The following is a 15,503-nucleotide window of genomic DNA, read 5'->3' as shown; positions in this document are numbered from 1 at the left end:
TCACCAGGTCGAACTCGACGACCTTGGCGGCGCCGGCGAAGGCCGCGGCATTCACCGCCGGGTCGCCTATATGCCAGTCGTAGCAGACATTGCCGGGGACGTCGTCGTGCACCGCCGGCGCACCGGGTGCGATCGCCGCCTCGACGCCCGCCAGCGCCGGAAGCACCTCGTAGTCGACCTCGATCGCCTCGGCGGCATCCTTCGCCTGGGTTCTTGTCTCGGCAATCACCACCGCGACCGCATCGCCGACGAAGCGCACCTTACCGACTGCCAGGACAGGATGCATCGGCTCAGCCATCGGCGAGCCGTCCTTGTTGTGGATCTGCCAGCCGCAGGGAATGCCGCCGAGGTCGGGCATGTCCGCGCCGGTGAAGATGCCGACCACGCCCGGCATGGCCTTCGCGGCAGCGATGTCGATGCCAGAGATCCGTGCATGCGCATGCGGGCTGCGGAGGATGTAGGCGTAGGTCTGGTTGGGACGGTTGATGTCGTCCGTGTACTGGCCGCGGCCCGAGAGGAAGCGCAGGTCTTCCTTGCGCTTCACGCTTGCGCCGATGCCCTCGAAGGGGTCACCACGTTCATTGCAACGCCTCCCTGGCTTGGGGTCTGCCCTGCCGGGGCGGCCAGCCCGCACGGCCCGGGGCATTCCCGGTCTTCTTGTGTCTGAGTCTTCCCGTATCCACCTTCGGGGCGCGCCAAGGCGCGCCCGCCCTGGCCTACTCGGCGGCGGGGGCCAGCTCGGCCCGGCGGCCGTGCATCACGTCCTGCGCCGCCGCGATCGCCTTGACGATGTTGTGGTAGCCGGTGCAGCGGCAGAGATTGCCCTCAAGACCCTCGCGGATCTCCCTTCTCCGACAGGCCGTCAGGATGCTTCTGCACTAGGTCAATGGCCGACATGACCATGCCCGGCGTGCAGAAGCCGCATTGCAGGGCGTGGTACTCGCGGAAGGCCTCCTGCATCGGATGCAGCGTGCCGTCGGGCTTGGCGAGCCCCTCGATCGTGGTGACCTGCGCGCCATCGGCCTGCAACGCCAGGATGGTGCAGGACTTCACGCTGTCGCCGTTGATGTGCACGACGCAGGCGCCGCACTGGCTGGTATCGCAGCCGACATGAGTTCCGGTCAGGCGCAGCGTCTCGCGCAGCAACTCCACCAGCAGCGTGCGGCCTTCGACCTCGGCCGTGTGGGTGGTCCCGTTCACGGTCAGTGTGACTTGCGGCATCCCGCGTCTCCCCCGGTGGAAGCGGCCGACAGGCCGCGTATCGGGCACAAAGGTCGCCTCGCCCCAGTCTTCCGTCAAGCGGCGCTGGATATTCCTTTGTGCGAAGGCGGGCCGATCAGCCCCTTCCCGGCCCCAGGCACCGGGATCAGCCGCTTGCGGCCGCGGGTGACAAGCACCAGCAGCCCCAGCACCAGGGTGCCGAGCGGCCAGAAGACCCAGATCGTCCCAAGCGCCATGGCGCCGAACATCCCGGCGCCAGCCGCGACCTCGGGGTCGACGCCGGTCACGAAGGGGCCGATAGCGGCGCAGGTCGCCAGGCCGCCCAGCAGCATGATGCCCTGGAACCACCAGAAGAGGCGCTTAACCACGCGCCCGAAAGGCCCGCGGCGTTCGCGGGCCTCCACCAGCACCGGTCCCGCCATCTCAGGCGGCGATCAGCGCCGCGCCCTTGGCAATCGCCAGTGGGTTCTCCGCCTCCGGCTGGTCGTGCAGGTGGCAGGCGGCGACATGGCCGCTGTCCAGCGCCGTCGGCACCGGCTTCAGCGCCGGCTTCTCCACCCGGCAGCGGTCGAAGGCATAAGGGCAGCGGGTGTGAAAGCGACAACCCTTGGGCGGGTTGATCGGGCTCGGCACATCACCCTTCAGGATGATGCGCTGCCGCTGCGCACCGGGCATGGGAACCGGCACCGCGGAAAGCAATGCCTCGGTGTAGGGATGCTTCGGCGCGGCGAACAGGCCGCGCTTCGGCGCCACCTCGACGATCTTGCCGAGATACATGACTGCGACGCGGTGCGTCATGTGCTCGACGATGGCCAGATCATGGCTGATGAAAAGCATCGCCAGGCCAAGCTCGGCCTGGAGATCCTGCAGCAAATTGACGATCTGCGCCTTGACCGAGACGTCAAGCGCCGAGACCGCCTCATCGCAGACGATCAGGTCAGGCTCGGCCGCAAGGGCACGGGCAATGCCGATCCGCTGGCGCTGGCCGCCGCTGAATTCGTGCGGCCAACGGTTCACCGCATCCCGCGGCAGGCGGACGGTGTCCATCAGCTTGGCGACACGGTCGTCCAGGTCCTTGGCATCCTTAGCGAGGCCGAAGTTGCGGATCGGCTTGGCGAGGATGTCCCGCACCCGCATGCGCGGGTTCAGCGAGGAGAAGGGATCCTGAAACACAACCTGAACGCGTCTGCGCATTGGCCGCAGCGCGGTAGGCGAGAGGTCATCGATCCGCCTGCCGTCAAGAACCACCTGGCCTGCGGTGATGTCGAACAGCCGCAGCACGGCCTTGCCGACGGTGGACTTGCCGCAGCCAGACTCGCCGACCAGCGACAACGTCTCGCCGCGGGCTATCTGGAAGGAGACACCATCAACGGCATAAACATAGCCAGTAGTGCCGCCGAGAAAGCCGCCCTTGAGGGGGAAATGCTTCTTGAGGTCGGTAACCTCGAGCAGCCGCGCAGCGGAAGCACTCATGCCGCGATCGCCCCTTCCTTGATGGCGTAGTGGCAGGCGGCCACGTGGCCGGGTGCCTTCTCCTCCAGCGCCGGCGCAACCTGGCGGCAGAGGTCCGTCACCTTGGGGCAACGGCCGGCGAAGACGCAGCCGGGAATCTTCTGCTTCAGACTGGGAACCAGGCCGGGAATCTCCGCCAGCCGGCTCTCGGCGCCGTGCAGGGAGGATCCCAGCTTCGGCATCGAACCGAGCAGGCCTTGCGTATAGGGATGCTTCGGGTTGTTGAAGAGCAGCCCGACCGCCGCTTCCTCGACCTTGCGGCCGGCATACATGACGATCACCCGCTCGGCGACCTCGGCCACCACGCCCAAGTCGTGGGTGATCAGGACGATAGCGGCGCCGACGCGATGCTTCAGGTCGCGCATCAACTCCAGGATCTGCGCTTGGATGGTGACGTCGAGCGCGGTGGTTGGCTCGTCCGCGATCAGCAGCTTCGGATTGCAGGCGAGCGCGATCGCGATCATCACGCGTTGGCGCATGCCGCCCGAGAGCTGATGCGGGTATTCCCGCACGCGGCGCGCCGGCTCCGGGATGCCGACAAGCGTCAGCATCTCGACCGCCTTGGCCTCGGCCTGCTTGGCCGAGAGCCCCTGGTGCAGCCGCAGCGTCTCGCCGATCTGCCGCCCCACGGTGAGTACCGGGTTCAGCGAGGTCATCGGCTCCTGGAAGATCATGCTGATCTCGTTGCCGCGGATATCGCGCATCTCGCGGTCCGAGCACTTCAGCAAGTCGCGGCCCTCGAAGCGGATGGCGCCGGCGATCTTCCCCGGCGGCTCGGGGATGAGCCGCAGGATCGACATGGCGGTGACCGACTTGCCGCAGCCGCTCTCGCCAACGATGGCCAGGGTCTCGCCGGCATTCACGTGGAACGTGACGCCGTCCACGGCACGATTGACCCCGTCCGGCGTGCGGAAATGGGTCTGCAGGTTATCGACCTCGAGGAGCGCCATCGGTTCAGAGCCTCTTGGCCATGCGGGGATCGAGCGCGTCGCGCAGGCCATCGCCGAGCAGGTTCACTGCGAGCACAGTGATGGACAGGAAGATCGCCGGGAAGAAGACGATATAGGGCTTCACCTGCCAGAGCGCCCGGCCCTCCGCCATGATGTTTCCCCAGGACGGGATGATCGGCGGCGTGCCCGCGCCGATGAATGACAGGATCGCCTCGGTGATCATGGCCGCGGCACAGATATAGGTTGCCTGGACGGTGATCGGCGCCAGCGTATTGGGCAGGATGTGGCGCCAGATGATCATCGGCGTGCGGGTGCCGGCAGCGACAGCCGCCTCGACATAGGGGTTGCTCGCGCAGCGACAGCACCACGCCGCGCACCAGGCGCGAGACGCGGGGATCTCGGCGATGGTGATGGCGATGATGACGTTCTGCACGGACCCGCGGGTCAGCGCCATCAGCGCGATGGCAAGCAGGATTGGCGGGATGGACATCAGCCCGTCCATCACCCGCATGATGACGCTGTCGGCCAGGCGAATGTAGCCGGAGATCATGCCGATCGCCATCCCGATCACCGAGGCCAGAAAGGCCACCGAGAAGCCGACGAGCAGCGACACCCGGGCGCCGTAGAGCACGCGCGAATAGACATCGCGGCCCAGCATGTCGGTACCGAACCAATAGAGTGCGGAAGGTTCCCGCGTCCGCTTGGCGGGCGCCAACGCGGTCGGGTCGACGGTCCACAGCAAGGGCGCGAAGACCGCGATGAACAGCATCAGCAGCAGCAGGAAGCCACCGACCGCCATGGTCGGGTTGCGGCGCAGGAAGCCGATGAAGCCCTTCCGCGTTTTTACCGGCGGCAGCACGTCCGGCAGCGGGGCCGCGGCGGCATAGCCTTCGGGCGCAGCGGCCTCGATCGGGGACAGGACGGTCGCGGAGGCCATCAGTACCGGATCCTCGGGTCAAACAGGGTATAGGCGAGGTCGATCAGCAGGTTCACCAGCACGTAGATAAAACTGAAGAGCAGCACGACCCCCTGGATTACCGGATAGTCGCGGCGCAGGATCGCATCTACCGTCAGCCGGCCAAGGCCAGGAATGGCGAAGACGCTTTCCGTCACGACCGCGCCACCGATCAGCAGCGCGATACCGATGCCGATCACGGTGACGATCGGCACGGCGGCGTTCTTGAGGGCATGCAGGAAGAGGATGTTGGACTGGCCAGCGCCCTTGGCGCGCGCCGTGCGGATGTAGTCCTGCTGCAGCACCTCGAGCATCGTAGCCCGGGTGATGCGGGCGATCAGCGCAATATAGACGCCGCCGAGCGCGACGGCCGGCAAGATCAGGTTCTCCAGCCAGGGCAAGAAACCGGCCTTGAAGGCGGTGTAGCCCTGCACCGGTAGCCAGTCGAGCTCCAGCGCGAAGACATAGGCCAGCAGGTAGCCGACGACGAAAACCGGGACGGAAAATCCGAGCACCGCGAAGCCCATCACCGCCCGGTCGATCAGCGTACCCTGCTTCCAGGCCGCCACCACGCCCATTGGCACGGCGATAGTGACGGCCAGGATCAGGGTCAGGATCATCAGCGAGAGCGTGGGCTCGACCCGCTGCTGGATCATGGTGGTGACGGGCAGGTTGGTAAAGATCGAAACGCCCATGTCGCCGTTCAGGATGTTCCAGACCCACTCGCCGAAGCGGATCAGGAAGGGACGATCGAGACCCAGCGAGGCCCGAATGCGTTCCACATCCTGCGGCGTCGCCTGATCGCCGGCAATCACCGCCGCCGGATCGCCCGGCGCGATGTACAGGAGGGAGAATACGAACAATGCGACCAGCGCCATCACGGGGATGGTCGCCAGCACGCGGCGGATCACATAGGCGAACATCGCGCTACTCTCTTGCGGTCAGGACTTCGAGACGCCCCAGGAGAAGGGCAACGGCCCCTTCACCACGCCCGAGACATTGGAGCGCCAGGCCTGGTAGCCGAGAAAGAAGCCGGTCGGAACGTAGAGCGCGTTGTCGACCGCCGCCTTGTTGAGCCGGGCAATCGCCGCCTTCTCCGTGGCCAGATCCGGCGCCTCGAACCAGTTAGTCACCTCGGTCTCCACAGCGGGAATGTCTGGCCAGCCGAACCAAGCCTTGTCGCCATTGGCGCGGATGGCGATGTAGACGGCCGGATTGATGCAATCGGCGCCGGCATGCCAGGAGTGGAACATGCTCCAGCCCCCCTGCCCGACGGGGTTCTTCATGGCGCGGCGCTGGCCGGTGGTGCCCCAATCGGTCGCCACATAGTCCACGTTGAAGCCGATGCGCTTCAGCAGATCGGCGGTGACGTCGCCCTGCGCCTTGGTGATCGGCTGGTCCTGCGCCACGACGCAGGTGACCGGAGAGCCGTTGTAGCCGCTTTCAGCGAGCAACCGCTTGGCTAGGTCCATGTTCGGACCTTTTAGGATCTCGCCGCCATTCTCGGTGTAGAGCGGCGTGCCTGGGGTGAAGTAGCCCGGCAGCTTCTTCCACATCGCGTTGTCGTCGCCGACCAGGGCGCGCATGTAGTCTTCCTGGCTCAGCGCCGCCATAACCGCCTGCCGCGCTTTCAGGTTGTTGAACGGGGTGGTGAGATGGTTCATGCGAAAGGTACCGATATTGCCCAGCGGATCGGCAATGTCGGCGCGGATATTGCGGTTGCGCTTGAGCTGCGGGACGAGGTCGGTGATCGGGTTCTCCCACCAGTCGACCTCGCCGTTCTGCAGCGCGGCCGAGGCCGTGGCCGGGTCGGGCATTACCAGCCACTCGATACGGTCGACGCCCATGCGCTTGCCGCCGGCCAGCCAGCTGCTCGGCTCCTCCCGCGGCACGTAGTCGGCGAATTTCTCAAACACTGCCTTGGCGCCCGGGACCCATTCGTCGCGCTTGAAGCGCATCGGGCCGGAGCCGACATATTCGTTGATCTGGGTGAAGGGATCGGTCTTGGCGATCCGCTCCGGCATGATGAAGGCCATGGGCGTGGAGTTCTTGCCCAGCGCCATCAGCATCTTCGGGAAGGGCTTCTTCAGCACCCAGCGGACCGTGCGGTCATCGGCCGCAATCAGGTCTTGCTGCAGCGCCTTCAGCATCAGACCCATCGAGTCGCGCGCCGACCAGCGGGTCAGGCTAGCGACGACGTCCTTGGCGAGGACTGGGCTACCATCGTGGATTTCAGCCCGGGGCGCAGCCGGAACTCCCAGGTCAGGCCATCGGACGAGACCTGCTCAGATTCCACCATCTGGCGCTGCGGGCGAAGCTGGTCGTCGAAGCCGTACAGAGTGTCCCAGACCAGGACTGCGGCGTTGCGGACGACATACTGGGTCCCCCAGATCGGGTCGAAATCTGCCAGGTTGGCCTGCGGCACGAAGCGCAGAGTCCGGCCCGCAGCGCCCTGGGACAGCGCCGGCGCTGGCAAGCCGCCAGACATCGCCGCGCCACCGACTGCCGCGCCGGCCTTCAGGAAAGTCCTGCGATCCATGGTCTCTTTCTCCCAGCCCCGTTCGGCGCACCCATGAGGCGCCCCGTTTCGAGCCAACTTGCCTCAGCCTTGGGCAGCGCGCCAGCACCCTTGCAGGGGCGCGGCTGCCCGGGCATGGACTGGCCCGATCTCGGCGGGTGTGGCTTGCACACCCCGTGCCAGGATTGCGGGAAATCAACCCCGGCGAACATTCCAGAACAGCGCCGGGCCGCCCGTGACCACGCCGGTCAGGCTCCGCCGATAGGCCATGGGTGGCCGCAGCAGGCCTAGCGGGACGAAGGGTGCTTCCTCCCAGAGCATAGCCTGCAGGTCCCGGGCAATGACCTTCTCGGCCGCCAAGTCGGGCGCGGCGAACCAAGCCTCGCGGAGCGCTTCCCGCTTCGGGCTGGTGGACCAGCCAAACCAGCCCTCCGTGCCGTTACCACGTAGCGGCTGGTGGCTGCCGGGGACCGAGACATCGAGCCCTTCCCAGGTAGTGCAGAAGATGTTCCAGCCGCCTTGCGCAGGCGCGTCCCGCTTGGCCCGGCGCTGCACCAAGGTCCCCCAGTCCATCGACTGCGCGTCGACGTTGAAGCCGATCTTGCGGAGCGTGTCGACGGCGACCTCGGACAGGCCATTCAGGGTCGGGAAGTCGGTCGGCACCAGCATCACCACCTTCCGGCCGTCATAGCCGGCCGCCCGCAGCGCCCGCTTCGCCGCATCCAGGTCACGCGGGCCGGTCAGCGTGTCGAGACCCGCATCATTCGCGAGCGGCGTGCCCGGTGTGAAGGCACCGACCGGGACCTGCCACAGCGCCGGATCCTCGCCGAGCGCGGCTTGCATAAAAGTCTTCTGATCGACCGCCGGGAAAAGCGCGCGGCGGATCGCCGGATTGTCGAAGGGCGGCTGCAGGTGGTTGAAGCGAAGCACGCCGAGCGCGCCAGCAGTATTCACTACCTCGACCGCGATGTCCTTGTGCTTGCGGAGCACGGGCAGCAGGTCTGCCAGCGGCGTCTCCCACCAGTCAATCTCGTTGTTCTGCAGCGCAGCGGCGGCGGTCGCCGGGTCCGGCATGATGCGCCATTCGACACGGTCGAAATGCACCTGCTTGCCGCCGGCAAGAAAATCCGCCGGCTCATCACGCGGCACATAGGTGCCGTGCCGCTCGTAGACGGCGATGCTGCCCGGCACCCATTCCTTGGCGGTGAAGCGGAAGGGGCCGGAGCCGGTGTAATCCGTGATCTGCTGGAACGGGTCGGTTTTCGCCACCCGCTCCGGCATGATGGCACAGAGATTGGCGGAAGGCTTGCCGAGTGCCCAGACCAGGCCGGGCCAGGGCTGCTTGAGGACGATCTCGAAGCGGTCGTCTGCAGTGGCGCGCATGTCCTGCAGCAGCAGGTTCAACCGCTGCCCGAGCACATCCCGCTTCGACCAGCGCGCGATGGAGGCGATGCAGTCGCGCGCAGTGACCTTCTCGCCGTCATGGAAGCGGAGGTCAGGACGCAGCGCGATGCGATGGGTCAGACCGTCGGGGGCAACCTCGTGCGCCGCCGCCATCTGCAGCCGCGGCTGGAAGTCGTGGCCGAGGCCGAAGAGCGTGTCGTAGATCATCAGCGCGTGGTTGCGCGCGATGACCGTGGTGGTCCAGATCGGGTCAATATTCGCCAGGTTGCCCTGCGGCACGAAGCGCAAGGTACGGGCGCTGCTCTGCGCCGAGGCCAGATCTGGCGCCGCGAGCAGGGCTGGAGCGGCTTGCAGCAAGGTGCGGCGGCGCATCATTCGGTTCTCCGGCAGCGCCGCGGACCCCGGCCGCCGCGCGCCTGCTCCCTAGCGCCGGCGCCGTCGGCGCATCAAGCCTTGGACATGTTCCAGAAGACTGTGGCAGGAGCACGGAACGCACCGGTCACGTTGCGCCGCCAAGCCGAAGGCTGCCAGTAGAAGCCGAGCGGGATATAGGGCAGCACCTCCATCGCACGGCGGTTCAGCGCTTCCGCCACCGGCTTCTGCGCAGCCAAGTCGGGTGCCTCAAGCCAGGCTGCGCGCAACCGCTCGATTTCGCGGTCGCTCGGCCAGCCGAACCAGGCATTCGCCCCGTTTGCGCGCAGGAACAGGTGATAGACCGGCAGCGCCAGCGACTGGCCGGAGGAGGTGGTGTGGATGATGCTCCAGCCGCCCTTCTCCACCGGCTCTTTGCTCACCCGTCGCTGCACCAGGGTGCCCCAATCGGTCGAGACCAGCTCGAGATTCATCCCGAGCCGCGTCAGCAGGTCGGCGGTGACCAGCGAGAGCGCGTTGATCTGCGGATAGTCGCCGGGCGCGACCAACACCACCTTCTCCCCGGCGTAGCCGGCCTCCTTCAGCGCCGCGCGGGCGCGGTCGATGTTGTGGACCTTGAGGATCTCACTGCCCGCCTCGTTGGCGAGCGGGGTGCCGCAGGTGAAGACGCCCTCGCAGACCTCCCAGCCATGCTTCTCATTGCCGGCGACGGCCCGCATGTAGTCGCGCTGGTCGACTGCCATGGCGACGGCGCGGCGGATGCCCGGGTTGTTGAAGGGCGGCTGCAGATGGTTGAAGCGGCAGATGCCATAGGTCCCGTCCAGCAATCGCTGCTCGACCACGACCTCCCGATTGCGCCGCAGCAGCGGCAGCAGGTCGTGCAACGGGTATTCCCAGTAATCCTGCTCCCCAGTCGTCATCGCATTGGCCGAGGTGGCCGGGTCGGAGATGACGGTCCACTCCACCCGGTCCAGCCGCGGCATGCGGCCGCCGGCCAAGCCATCCACCGGCTCCTGCCGCGGGACGTAGCCGTCGAACTTCGCCCAGACGGCGCGCTGGCCGGGATTCCACTCGTTGGCGACAAAGCGGAAGGGGCCACTGCCCACCGCCTCGCGGATCTGCTGGAAAGCGTCGGTGCTGGCGATGCGCTCCGGCATTATGAAGCAGGGGAATTGCGTCTGCCCGAGCGCCATCAGCAGCAAGGGCAGCGGCCGGTTCAGGCGGAAGCGGAAGCGCCGGTCGTCCAGCGCCTCGACCTCGGCGACCGGCGGCCAGAGCACCTGGGCGAAGGGGTCTCGCCGCGCCCAGCGCTTGATGCTGGCGATGCAGTCGCGGGCCAGCACCCGCTCACCGTCATGGAAGCGGAGGCCCTCGCGCAGGGTGAAGGTCCAAGCCAGGCCGTCCGCCTCCCGCACCCAGCCTTCCACCATCTGCGGCCGGATCTCGCCCTTGGCGTCCTGGGCGCAGAGCTGGTCGTAGACCAGGAAGGCGTGGTTGCGCGTCACCACCGCCGTGGTCCAGACCGGGTCGAGGCTGGTGAGGTTGGCCTGCGGGATGACTCGCAGCGTACGCGCGGTTGCGCCCTGGGCAAAGGCCGGGGCGGGCAGCGCGGCGAGGCTGGCCTGGAGCAGGGTGCGGCGGTGCATCGCGAACTCCCGTTTGGCTTCGAGGTAGCAAGGCCTGGGAGAAGGCAGTCTCCCCAGACCCCTCATCTATGGTTCCGAGGTCGGGTCCCGACCATTCTTGGTCAGGTCTTCCGGATTCCCAGAAGATGGCGAAGCCCTTGACCCGGTCCACCAGGGACCGCCGGTGCGCGGTGATGGAGTAGTAGGCTCCGGTCGGGATATAGGGCAGGCCCTGCATTGCCGCCGCCTGGATGCGCCGGGCAATCGCCTGCTGTGCCGGCAGGTCCGGCGCTTCCAGCCATTCGGCGCGCAGCGCCTCGACCTCCGGCAGGTCCGGCCAGCCGGGCGCGGCATTGGCGCCGTCCGAGCGCAGTTGCAGATGCGTCACCGGATTGACGAAATCCATGCCCGAGGTGGCGAAGCAGGCGATGGACCAGCCGCCCTGGTCGAGCGGCCCCTTGTTCATCCGCCGCTGTGCGACGGTGCCCCAATCGGTCAGCACCACATCGGCGTTGATCTCCAGCCGCCGCAGCAGGTCGGCCGCCACCTGCGCCTGGGCGGTGGTGGAAACGATATCGGTGGTGCCAAGCAGCCGCACCAGCTTCGCCCTTGTAGCCGGCTGCCTTCAGTGCCTGCTTCGCCTGCTCGATGCTGCGCGGTCCCTTCAACGGCGCCAGACCCTCATCGCTGGAGAAGGGACTGCCCGGGGTGAAGAAGCCCATGTCCTTGACGTATTTCGCCGGGTCCGGCCCGACGATCGCAGTCATGAAATCCTCCTGGCTGATCGCGGGGAGGAAAGCGCGGCGGATCGCCGGGTTGTCGAAGGGCGGCTGGCGATGGTTGAAGCGGAACTGCCCCGGCAGCGGCATCGGGTCGATCGGCTCCAGCAGCAGGCGGCGGTCGCGGCCGAGCAGCGTCTGGATCTCGGCCGGCATCTGCTCCAGCCAATCGACCTCGCCGGCGGTCAGCGCCGCGGCGGCGGTGCCGGCATCGGGGATGATGGCCCACTCGACCCGGTCGAGATGCACCACCTTGGGCCCGGCGGTCAGCCCGCTGCCGCCGCCCGGGCTCGGCACATAGTCCGGGTTGCGCTCCCAGACCGCCCGGGCGCCCTGGCGGAACTCGCTCATTACGAAGCGGAAGGGGCCGCTGCCGGTCGGCTCGCGGATCTGCTGGAAGGGATCGGTCGCGGCCAGCCGCGCCGGCATGATGAAGGGCTGCGGGTTGGACGGCACCGCCAGCGCGTCGATCAGCAGCGGGAAGCGCGACCTCAGCCGAAAGCGGAAGCGCTTGTCATCCAACGCGGCAAGCTCCTCCGTCCGCGCGGCAAGCACCTGACTCCATCGGGCTGCGGCGCATCCAGCGCCGCAGCGAGACGACGCAATCCTCCGCCCGCACCGGCTCGCCGTCATGGAATCGCAGGCCCTCGCGCAGGGTGATGGTGCAGGTCCGGCCGTCATCCTCGAGCAGGTGGCCCGCGGCCATCTGCGGATGGGTGCGGAATTGATGGTCCACGCCATACAGCGTGTCCCAGACCATGTAGCCATGGTTGCGGATGACGTTGGAGGAGATCGCGATCGGGTCCAGCCCGCCGAGATCGGCCTGCGGCACGAAGCGCAGCACCCGCGCCCCGGCCGGCTGCGTCAGCGCCGGCGCCGCGAGCAGTGCGCCACCGGTGCCGAGCAGGGCGCGCCGCCCGATCATGCGCGCTTCATGTTCCAGTAGATGGCGAAGCCCGGTACCCGGCCGGTGATGTTCCGCCGCAGCGCAGTGATCGACATGTATGCGCCGACCGGCACGAAGGGCAATTCGTCCATCGCCACCGCCTGGATCTTCCGCGCCAGGCGCTGCTGCGTCGGCAGGTCCGGCGCATCGAACCAGGCATCGCGCAGGGCCTCGAGCCGCGGGATGGTCGGCCAGCCCGGCCAGGCGCCGGTGCCGCTGCCGCGCAGCGGGATATGGCCGGCAGGGTCGAGGAAATCGAAGGAGGAGAAGGAGGTGAGCAGCGCCGACCAGCCGCCCTTCTCCAGCGGCTCGCGGCTCGACCGCCGCTGCACGACCGTGCCCCAGTCGGTCAGGACGAAGTCGAGGTTGACGTCGAGCCGGCGGAACATGTCGCCCGCCACCTGCGTCATGGCGGCCGGTGCCACGATGTCGGTCGGCCCGATCAGCCGGATCGGCTGGTTGATATAGCCAGCCTCGCGCAGCAGCGCCTTGGCGCGGTCGATGCTGCGCGGCCCGGTCAGCGGCTCGAGCCCGGCATCGTTCGCCAACGGCGTGCCAGGGGTGAAGACGCCGACCCCGGTCTGGTAGAGCGCCGCGTCGGCGCCGACGATCGCCGCCATGTAGTCCGCCTGATCGACTGCGGGCAGGATCGCTTGGCGAATCCGCTTGTCGTTGAAGGGCGAATGCAAGTGGTTGAAGCGCAGGATGCCAGTCAGCGGCAGCGGGTCGATCGGTTCGACCGCGATGGCGCGGTTGCGCCGCAGCAGGGTCTGCAGCTCGGGCGGCGGCTGCTCGAACCAGTCGATCTCGCCCTGCTGCAGGGCGGCGGCGGAGGTCGCGGCATCGGTGATGATGCGCCATTCCACCCGGTCGAAATGCACCACTTTCGGCCCGGCCGTCAGGCTCGGCTGACCGACCGGGTTCGGCACGTAGTCAGGGTTGCGCTCGTAGACGACGAGGCTGCCGCTGTTGAACTCGTCCTGCTTGAAGCGGAAGGGGCCGCTTCCGGTCGGGTCGCGGAATTGCTGAAAGGCGTCGGTCTTCGCCACCCGCTCCGGCATGATGAAGCACGCCGGGTTGGCGGGCGAGGCGAGGCCGCGGATCAGCATCGGGAAGGGCCGCTTGAGCCGGAAGCGCAGCCTGCGGTCATCCACCGCGACGAGTTCGTCGAGCACCGTCTCGAGCTTCTGGCCGGTCGGGTTGCGCTTCATCCAGCGGGCGATGCTGGCGACGCAATCGGCAGCGCGTACCGGCTCGCCGTCGTGGAAGCGAAGGCCGCTGCGTAGGGTGATGGTGACGCTGCGGCCCTCCTCCTCCACCACGTGGCCTTCGGCCATCTGCGGATGGTCGCGGAAGCCGGCATCGAGGCCATAGAGCGTGTCGTAGACCATGAACCCGTGGTTCCGCGTGATGTTCGCGGTGGTCCAGATCGGGTCGATGCTGGTCAGGTTAGCCTGCGGCACCATGCGCAGCACGCGGCTGCTCGCCGGCTGAGCAATGGCAAAATAGGCAGGCTGGCCGGCGGCGGCAGCGGCCAGCAGGCTGCGTCGATGCATCATGGTCTCCCGGCGTCAGGCGGTCTTCTTCAGGCTCCAGAACAGCGGCATGCCCTTGGGCACGTCGCTCAGGCTGCGCCGGAACGCCGTGGCCTGGAAGTACTGGCCGAGCGGCAGGGTCGGCGCCTCCTCGAAGGCCAGCACCTGCATCTCCCGTGCCACCACCTTTTGCGTCGGCAGGTCAGGCGCATCGAACCAGCGCTGCCGCAGCGCCTCCATGCCCGGGGAGGTCGACCAGCCCCACCAGCCATCCTTGCCATTGCCGCGCAGCGGCTGGTTGACGCCGGGATTGATCACGTCGAGCCCGGTCCAGAAGGTGAAGAAGATGCTCCAGCCGCCCTTCTCCGGCGGCTCCCGGCTGGCGCGCCGCGCCACCACGCTGCCCCAGTCGGTGGCGACGAACTCGACGTTCATCCCAGCCCGACGCAGCATGTCGTTGCCAACTTGGCCGAGCGCGTTCAGCGTTGGGAAATCAGTCGCGGCCAGGAGCACCACCTTCTCCCCTTGTAGCCGGCCGCGGCCAGGTCGCGCTTGACCTTGTCGAAGTCGCGCGGGCCCTTCAGCACCTCGAGCCCGGCCTCGCTCGCCAGCGGCGTCTCCGGCGGGAAGAAGCCGACATGGTCGCGCCAGAGGCTGCGGTCGGTGCCGGTCACCGCCGTCATGTAGTCCTCCTGGCTCACCGCACCCATCAGCGCCCGGCGGATCGCCGGATTGTCGAAGGGCGGGTGCAGGTGGCTGAACCGGCCCCAGCCGATCAGTCCGGTCGGGTTCGGCATATCGATGACGACATTGCGGTTCCGCTTGAGAAGCGGCAGCAGGTCGGAGGTCGGCACCTCCCACCAGTCCATCTCGCCATTCTGCAGCGCTGCCGCGGCGGTCGAGGCGTCCGGGGTGACGATCCATTCGACGCGGTCGAGGTTCACCCGCTTCGGCCCGGCCGTCCAGCTTGCCTCGCCCTGCTCGCGGGATACGTAGTCGGTAAAGCGCTCGTAGACGAAGCGGCTGCCCTGGACGCGCTCATCCGCCTTGAAGCGGAAGGGGCCGCTGCCGATCATCTCGGTCACCTGCTTCGACCCGTCGGTTTGCGCCAGGCGCTCCGGCATGATGAAGCAGCAGGGCGTGACAAGGCTGCCCAGCGCCTCGGCCAGCAGCGGATAAGGGCGCTTGAGGCGGAAGACGATGCGCCGGTCATCGGCGGCGGCCATCTCCTCGAGTCGCGCGTTCAGGCTTCTGGCCCAACGGATGTCGCGCCGCCCAGCGACGGATCGAGGCAACGCAGTCCTGCGCCCGCACCGGCGCTCCGTCATGAAATTCTCAGCCCGCTGCGGAGGGTAATGGTCCAGCGCCTGCCCTCATCCTCGACCACATGGCCCTCGGCCATCTGCGGCGTGATGCGGAACTGCGCATCCATGCCGTAAAGCGTGTCGAAGACCATGAAGCCGTGGTGGCGGGTGACATAGGCGGTGGTGATATGCGGATCGAGGATGCCGAGATCCGATTGCGGGATGAATTCTCAGCAGCCGGCTGCCGCCCGGCTGCGCCAGGGCGGGGGCACCAAGGGCACCGCCCAGCGCCATGCCCGCACTGCCGAGGAGAACGTCGCGTCGAAGCATGGCCCGGACCCCGCCTTTGTTGCGACGGAGTAGATCATGCTGCGGGCTGCCT

The 15,503-nt window shown here is 67.6% G+C and carries 8 protein-coding genes and 5 pseudogenes; all 13 read right to left on the bottom strand.

The annotated features are described in order from the left end of the window. Nucleotides 1-22 precede the first annotated feature (22 nt). Nucleotides 23-646: pseudogene (locus tag ACQ86J_RS34120) on the bottom strand (xanthine dehydrogenase family protein molybdopterin-binding subunit); the annotation flags it as partial. Between the two features lie 70 nt (nucleotides 647-716). Next, nucleotides 717-1,221, bottom strand: a pseudogene (locus ACQ86J_RS34115) ((2Fe-2S)-binding protein). 74 nt (nucleotides 1,222-1,295) lie between these two features. Next, nucleotides 1,296-1,643, bottom strand: a complete 348-nt coding sequence (locus ACQ86J_RS34110) for a hypothetical protein (protein WP_431268992.1) — start codon at nucleotides 1,641-1,643, stop codon at nucleotides 1,296-1,298. A 1-nt stretch (nucleotide 1,644) separates the two neighbouring features. Continuing rightward, on the bottom strand, nucleotides 1,645-2,694 hold the full coding sequence (locus ACQ86J_RS34105) for an ABC transporter ATP-binding protein (protein WP_431268991.1): 1,050 nt from the start codon (nucleotides 2,692-2,694) through the stop codon (nucleotides 1,645-1,647). Further along, nucleotides 2,691-3,683, bottom strand: a complete 993-nt coding sequence (locus ACQ86J_RS34100; protein WP_431268990.1) for an ABC transporter ATP-binding protein — start codon at nucleotides 3,681-3,683, stop codon at nucleotides 2,691-2,693. The genes ACQ86J_RS34105 and ACQ86J_RS34100 overlap by 4 nt, the downstream gene beginning before the upstream one ends. A gap of 4 nt (nucleotides 3,684-3,687) precedes the next feature. After that, nucleotides 3,688-4,620: an ABC transporter permease gene (locus tag ACQ86J_RS34095; protein ID WP_431268989.1), complete on the bottom strand. Its 933-nt coding sequence runs from the start codon at nucleotides 4,618-4,620 to the stop codon at nucleotides 3,688-3,690. Continuing rightward, nucleotides 4,620-5,537: an ABC transporter permease gene (locus ACQ86J_RS34090; RefSeq protein WP_431268988.1), complete on the bottom strand. Its 918-nt coding sequence runs from the start codon at nucleotides 5,535-5,537 to the stop codon at nucleotides 4,620-4,622. The genes ACQ86J_RS34095 and ACQ86J_RS34090 overlap by 1 nt, the downstream gene beginning before the upstream one ends. Nucleotides 5,538-5,579: 42 nt before the next feature. Continuing rightward, nucleotides 5,580-7,177: pseudogene (locus ACQ86J_RS34085) on the bottom strand (ABC transporter substrate-binding protein). A gap of 174 nt (nucleotides 7,178-7,351) precedes the next feature. Next, nucleotides 7,352-8,935: an ABC transporter substrate-binding protein gene (locus ACQ86J_RS34080; protein WP_431268987.1), complete on the bottom strand. Its 1,584-nt coding sequence runs from the start codon at nucleotides 8,933-8,935 to the stop codon at nucleotides 7,352-7,354. Between the two features lie 71 nt (nucleotides 8,936-9,006). Next, nucleotides 9,007-10,578 carry an ABC transporter substrate-binding protein gene (locus ACQ86J_RS34075; RefSeq protein ID WP_431268986.1) on the bottom strand — a complete coding sequence of 524 codons (1,572 nt, stop codon included), beginning with the start codon at nucleotides 10,576-10,578 and terminating at the stop codon, nucleotides 9,007-9,009. Between the two features lie 106 nt (nucleotides 10,579-10,684). After that, nucleotides 10,685-12,261 (bottom strand): annotated as a pseudogene (locus ACQ86J_RS34070) (ABC transporter substrate-binding protein); the annotation flags it as partial. After that, complete coding sequence (locus ACQ86J_RS34065; protein WP_431272632.1) at nucleotides 12,258-13,838, bottom strand: ABC transporter substrate-binding protein; 1,581 nt, start codon at nucleotides 13,836-13,838, stop codon at nucleotides 12,258-12,260. The pseudogene ACQ86J_RS34070 and the gene ACQ86J_RS34065, both read right to left, overlap by 4 nt. A gap of 15 nt (nucleotides 13,839-13,853) precedes the next feature. Continuing rightward, nucleotides 13,854-15,451 (bottom strand): annotated as a pseudogene (locus ACQ86J_RS34060) (ABC transporter substrate-binding protein). Nucleotides 15,452-15,503 lie beyond the last annotated feature (52 nt).

The sequence above is a fragment of the Dankookia sp. P2 genome, assembly GCF_050632255.1.
GTDB lineage: Bacteria > Pseudomonadota > Alphaproteobacteria > Acetobacterales > Acetobacteraceae > Paracraurococcus.
The sequence above is the reverse complement of the archived record's forward strand: the minus strand, read 5'-3'. Positions and strand labels throughout refer to the sequence as shown.

What these genes read in the sequence shown, in the direction of transcription:
- ACQ86J_RS34110 (WP_431268992.1), bottom strand. Translation starts at nt 1,643, where the DNA reads ATGGCGGGACCGGTGCTGGTGGAGGCCCGCGAACGCCGCGGGCCTTTC.
- ACQ86J_RS34105 (WP_431268991.1), bottom strand. Translation starts at nt 2,694, where the DNA reads ATGAGTGCTTCCGCTGCGCGGCTGCTCGAGGTTACCGACCTCAAGAAG.
- ACQ86J_RS34100 (WP_431268990.1), bottom strand. Translation starts at nt 3,683, where the DNA reads ATGGCGCTCCTCGAGGTCGATAACCTGCAGACCCATTTCCGCACGCCG.
- ACQ86J_RS34095 (WP_431268989.1), bottom strand. Translation starts at nt 4,620, where the DNA reads ATGGCCTCCGCGACCGTCCTGTCCCCGATCGAGGCCGCTGCGCCCGAA.
- ACQ86J_RS34080 (WP_431268987.1), bottom strand. Translation starts at nt 8,935, where the DNA reads ATGATGCGCCGCCGCACCTTGCTGCAAGCCGCTCCAGCCCTGCTCGCG.
- ACQ86J_RS34075 (WP_431268986.1), bottom strand. Translation starts at nt 10,578, where the DNA reads ATGCACCGCCGCACCCTGCTCCAGGCCAGCCTCGCCGCGCTGCCCGCC.
- ACQ86J_RS34065 (WP_431272632.1), bottom strand. Translation starts at nt 13,838, where the DNA reads ATGCATCGACGCAGCCTGCTGGCCGCTGCCGCCGCCGGCCAGCCTGCC.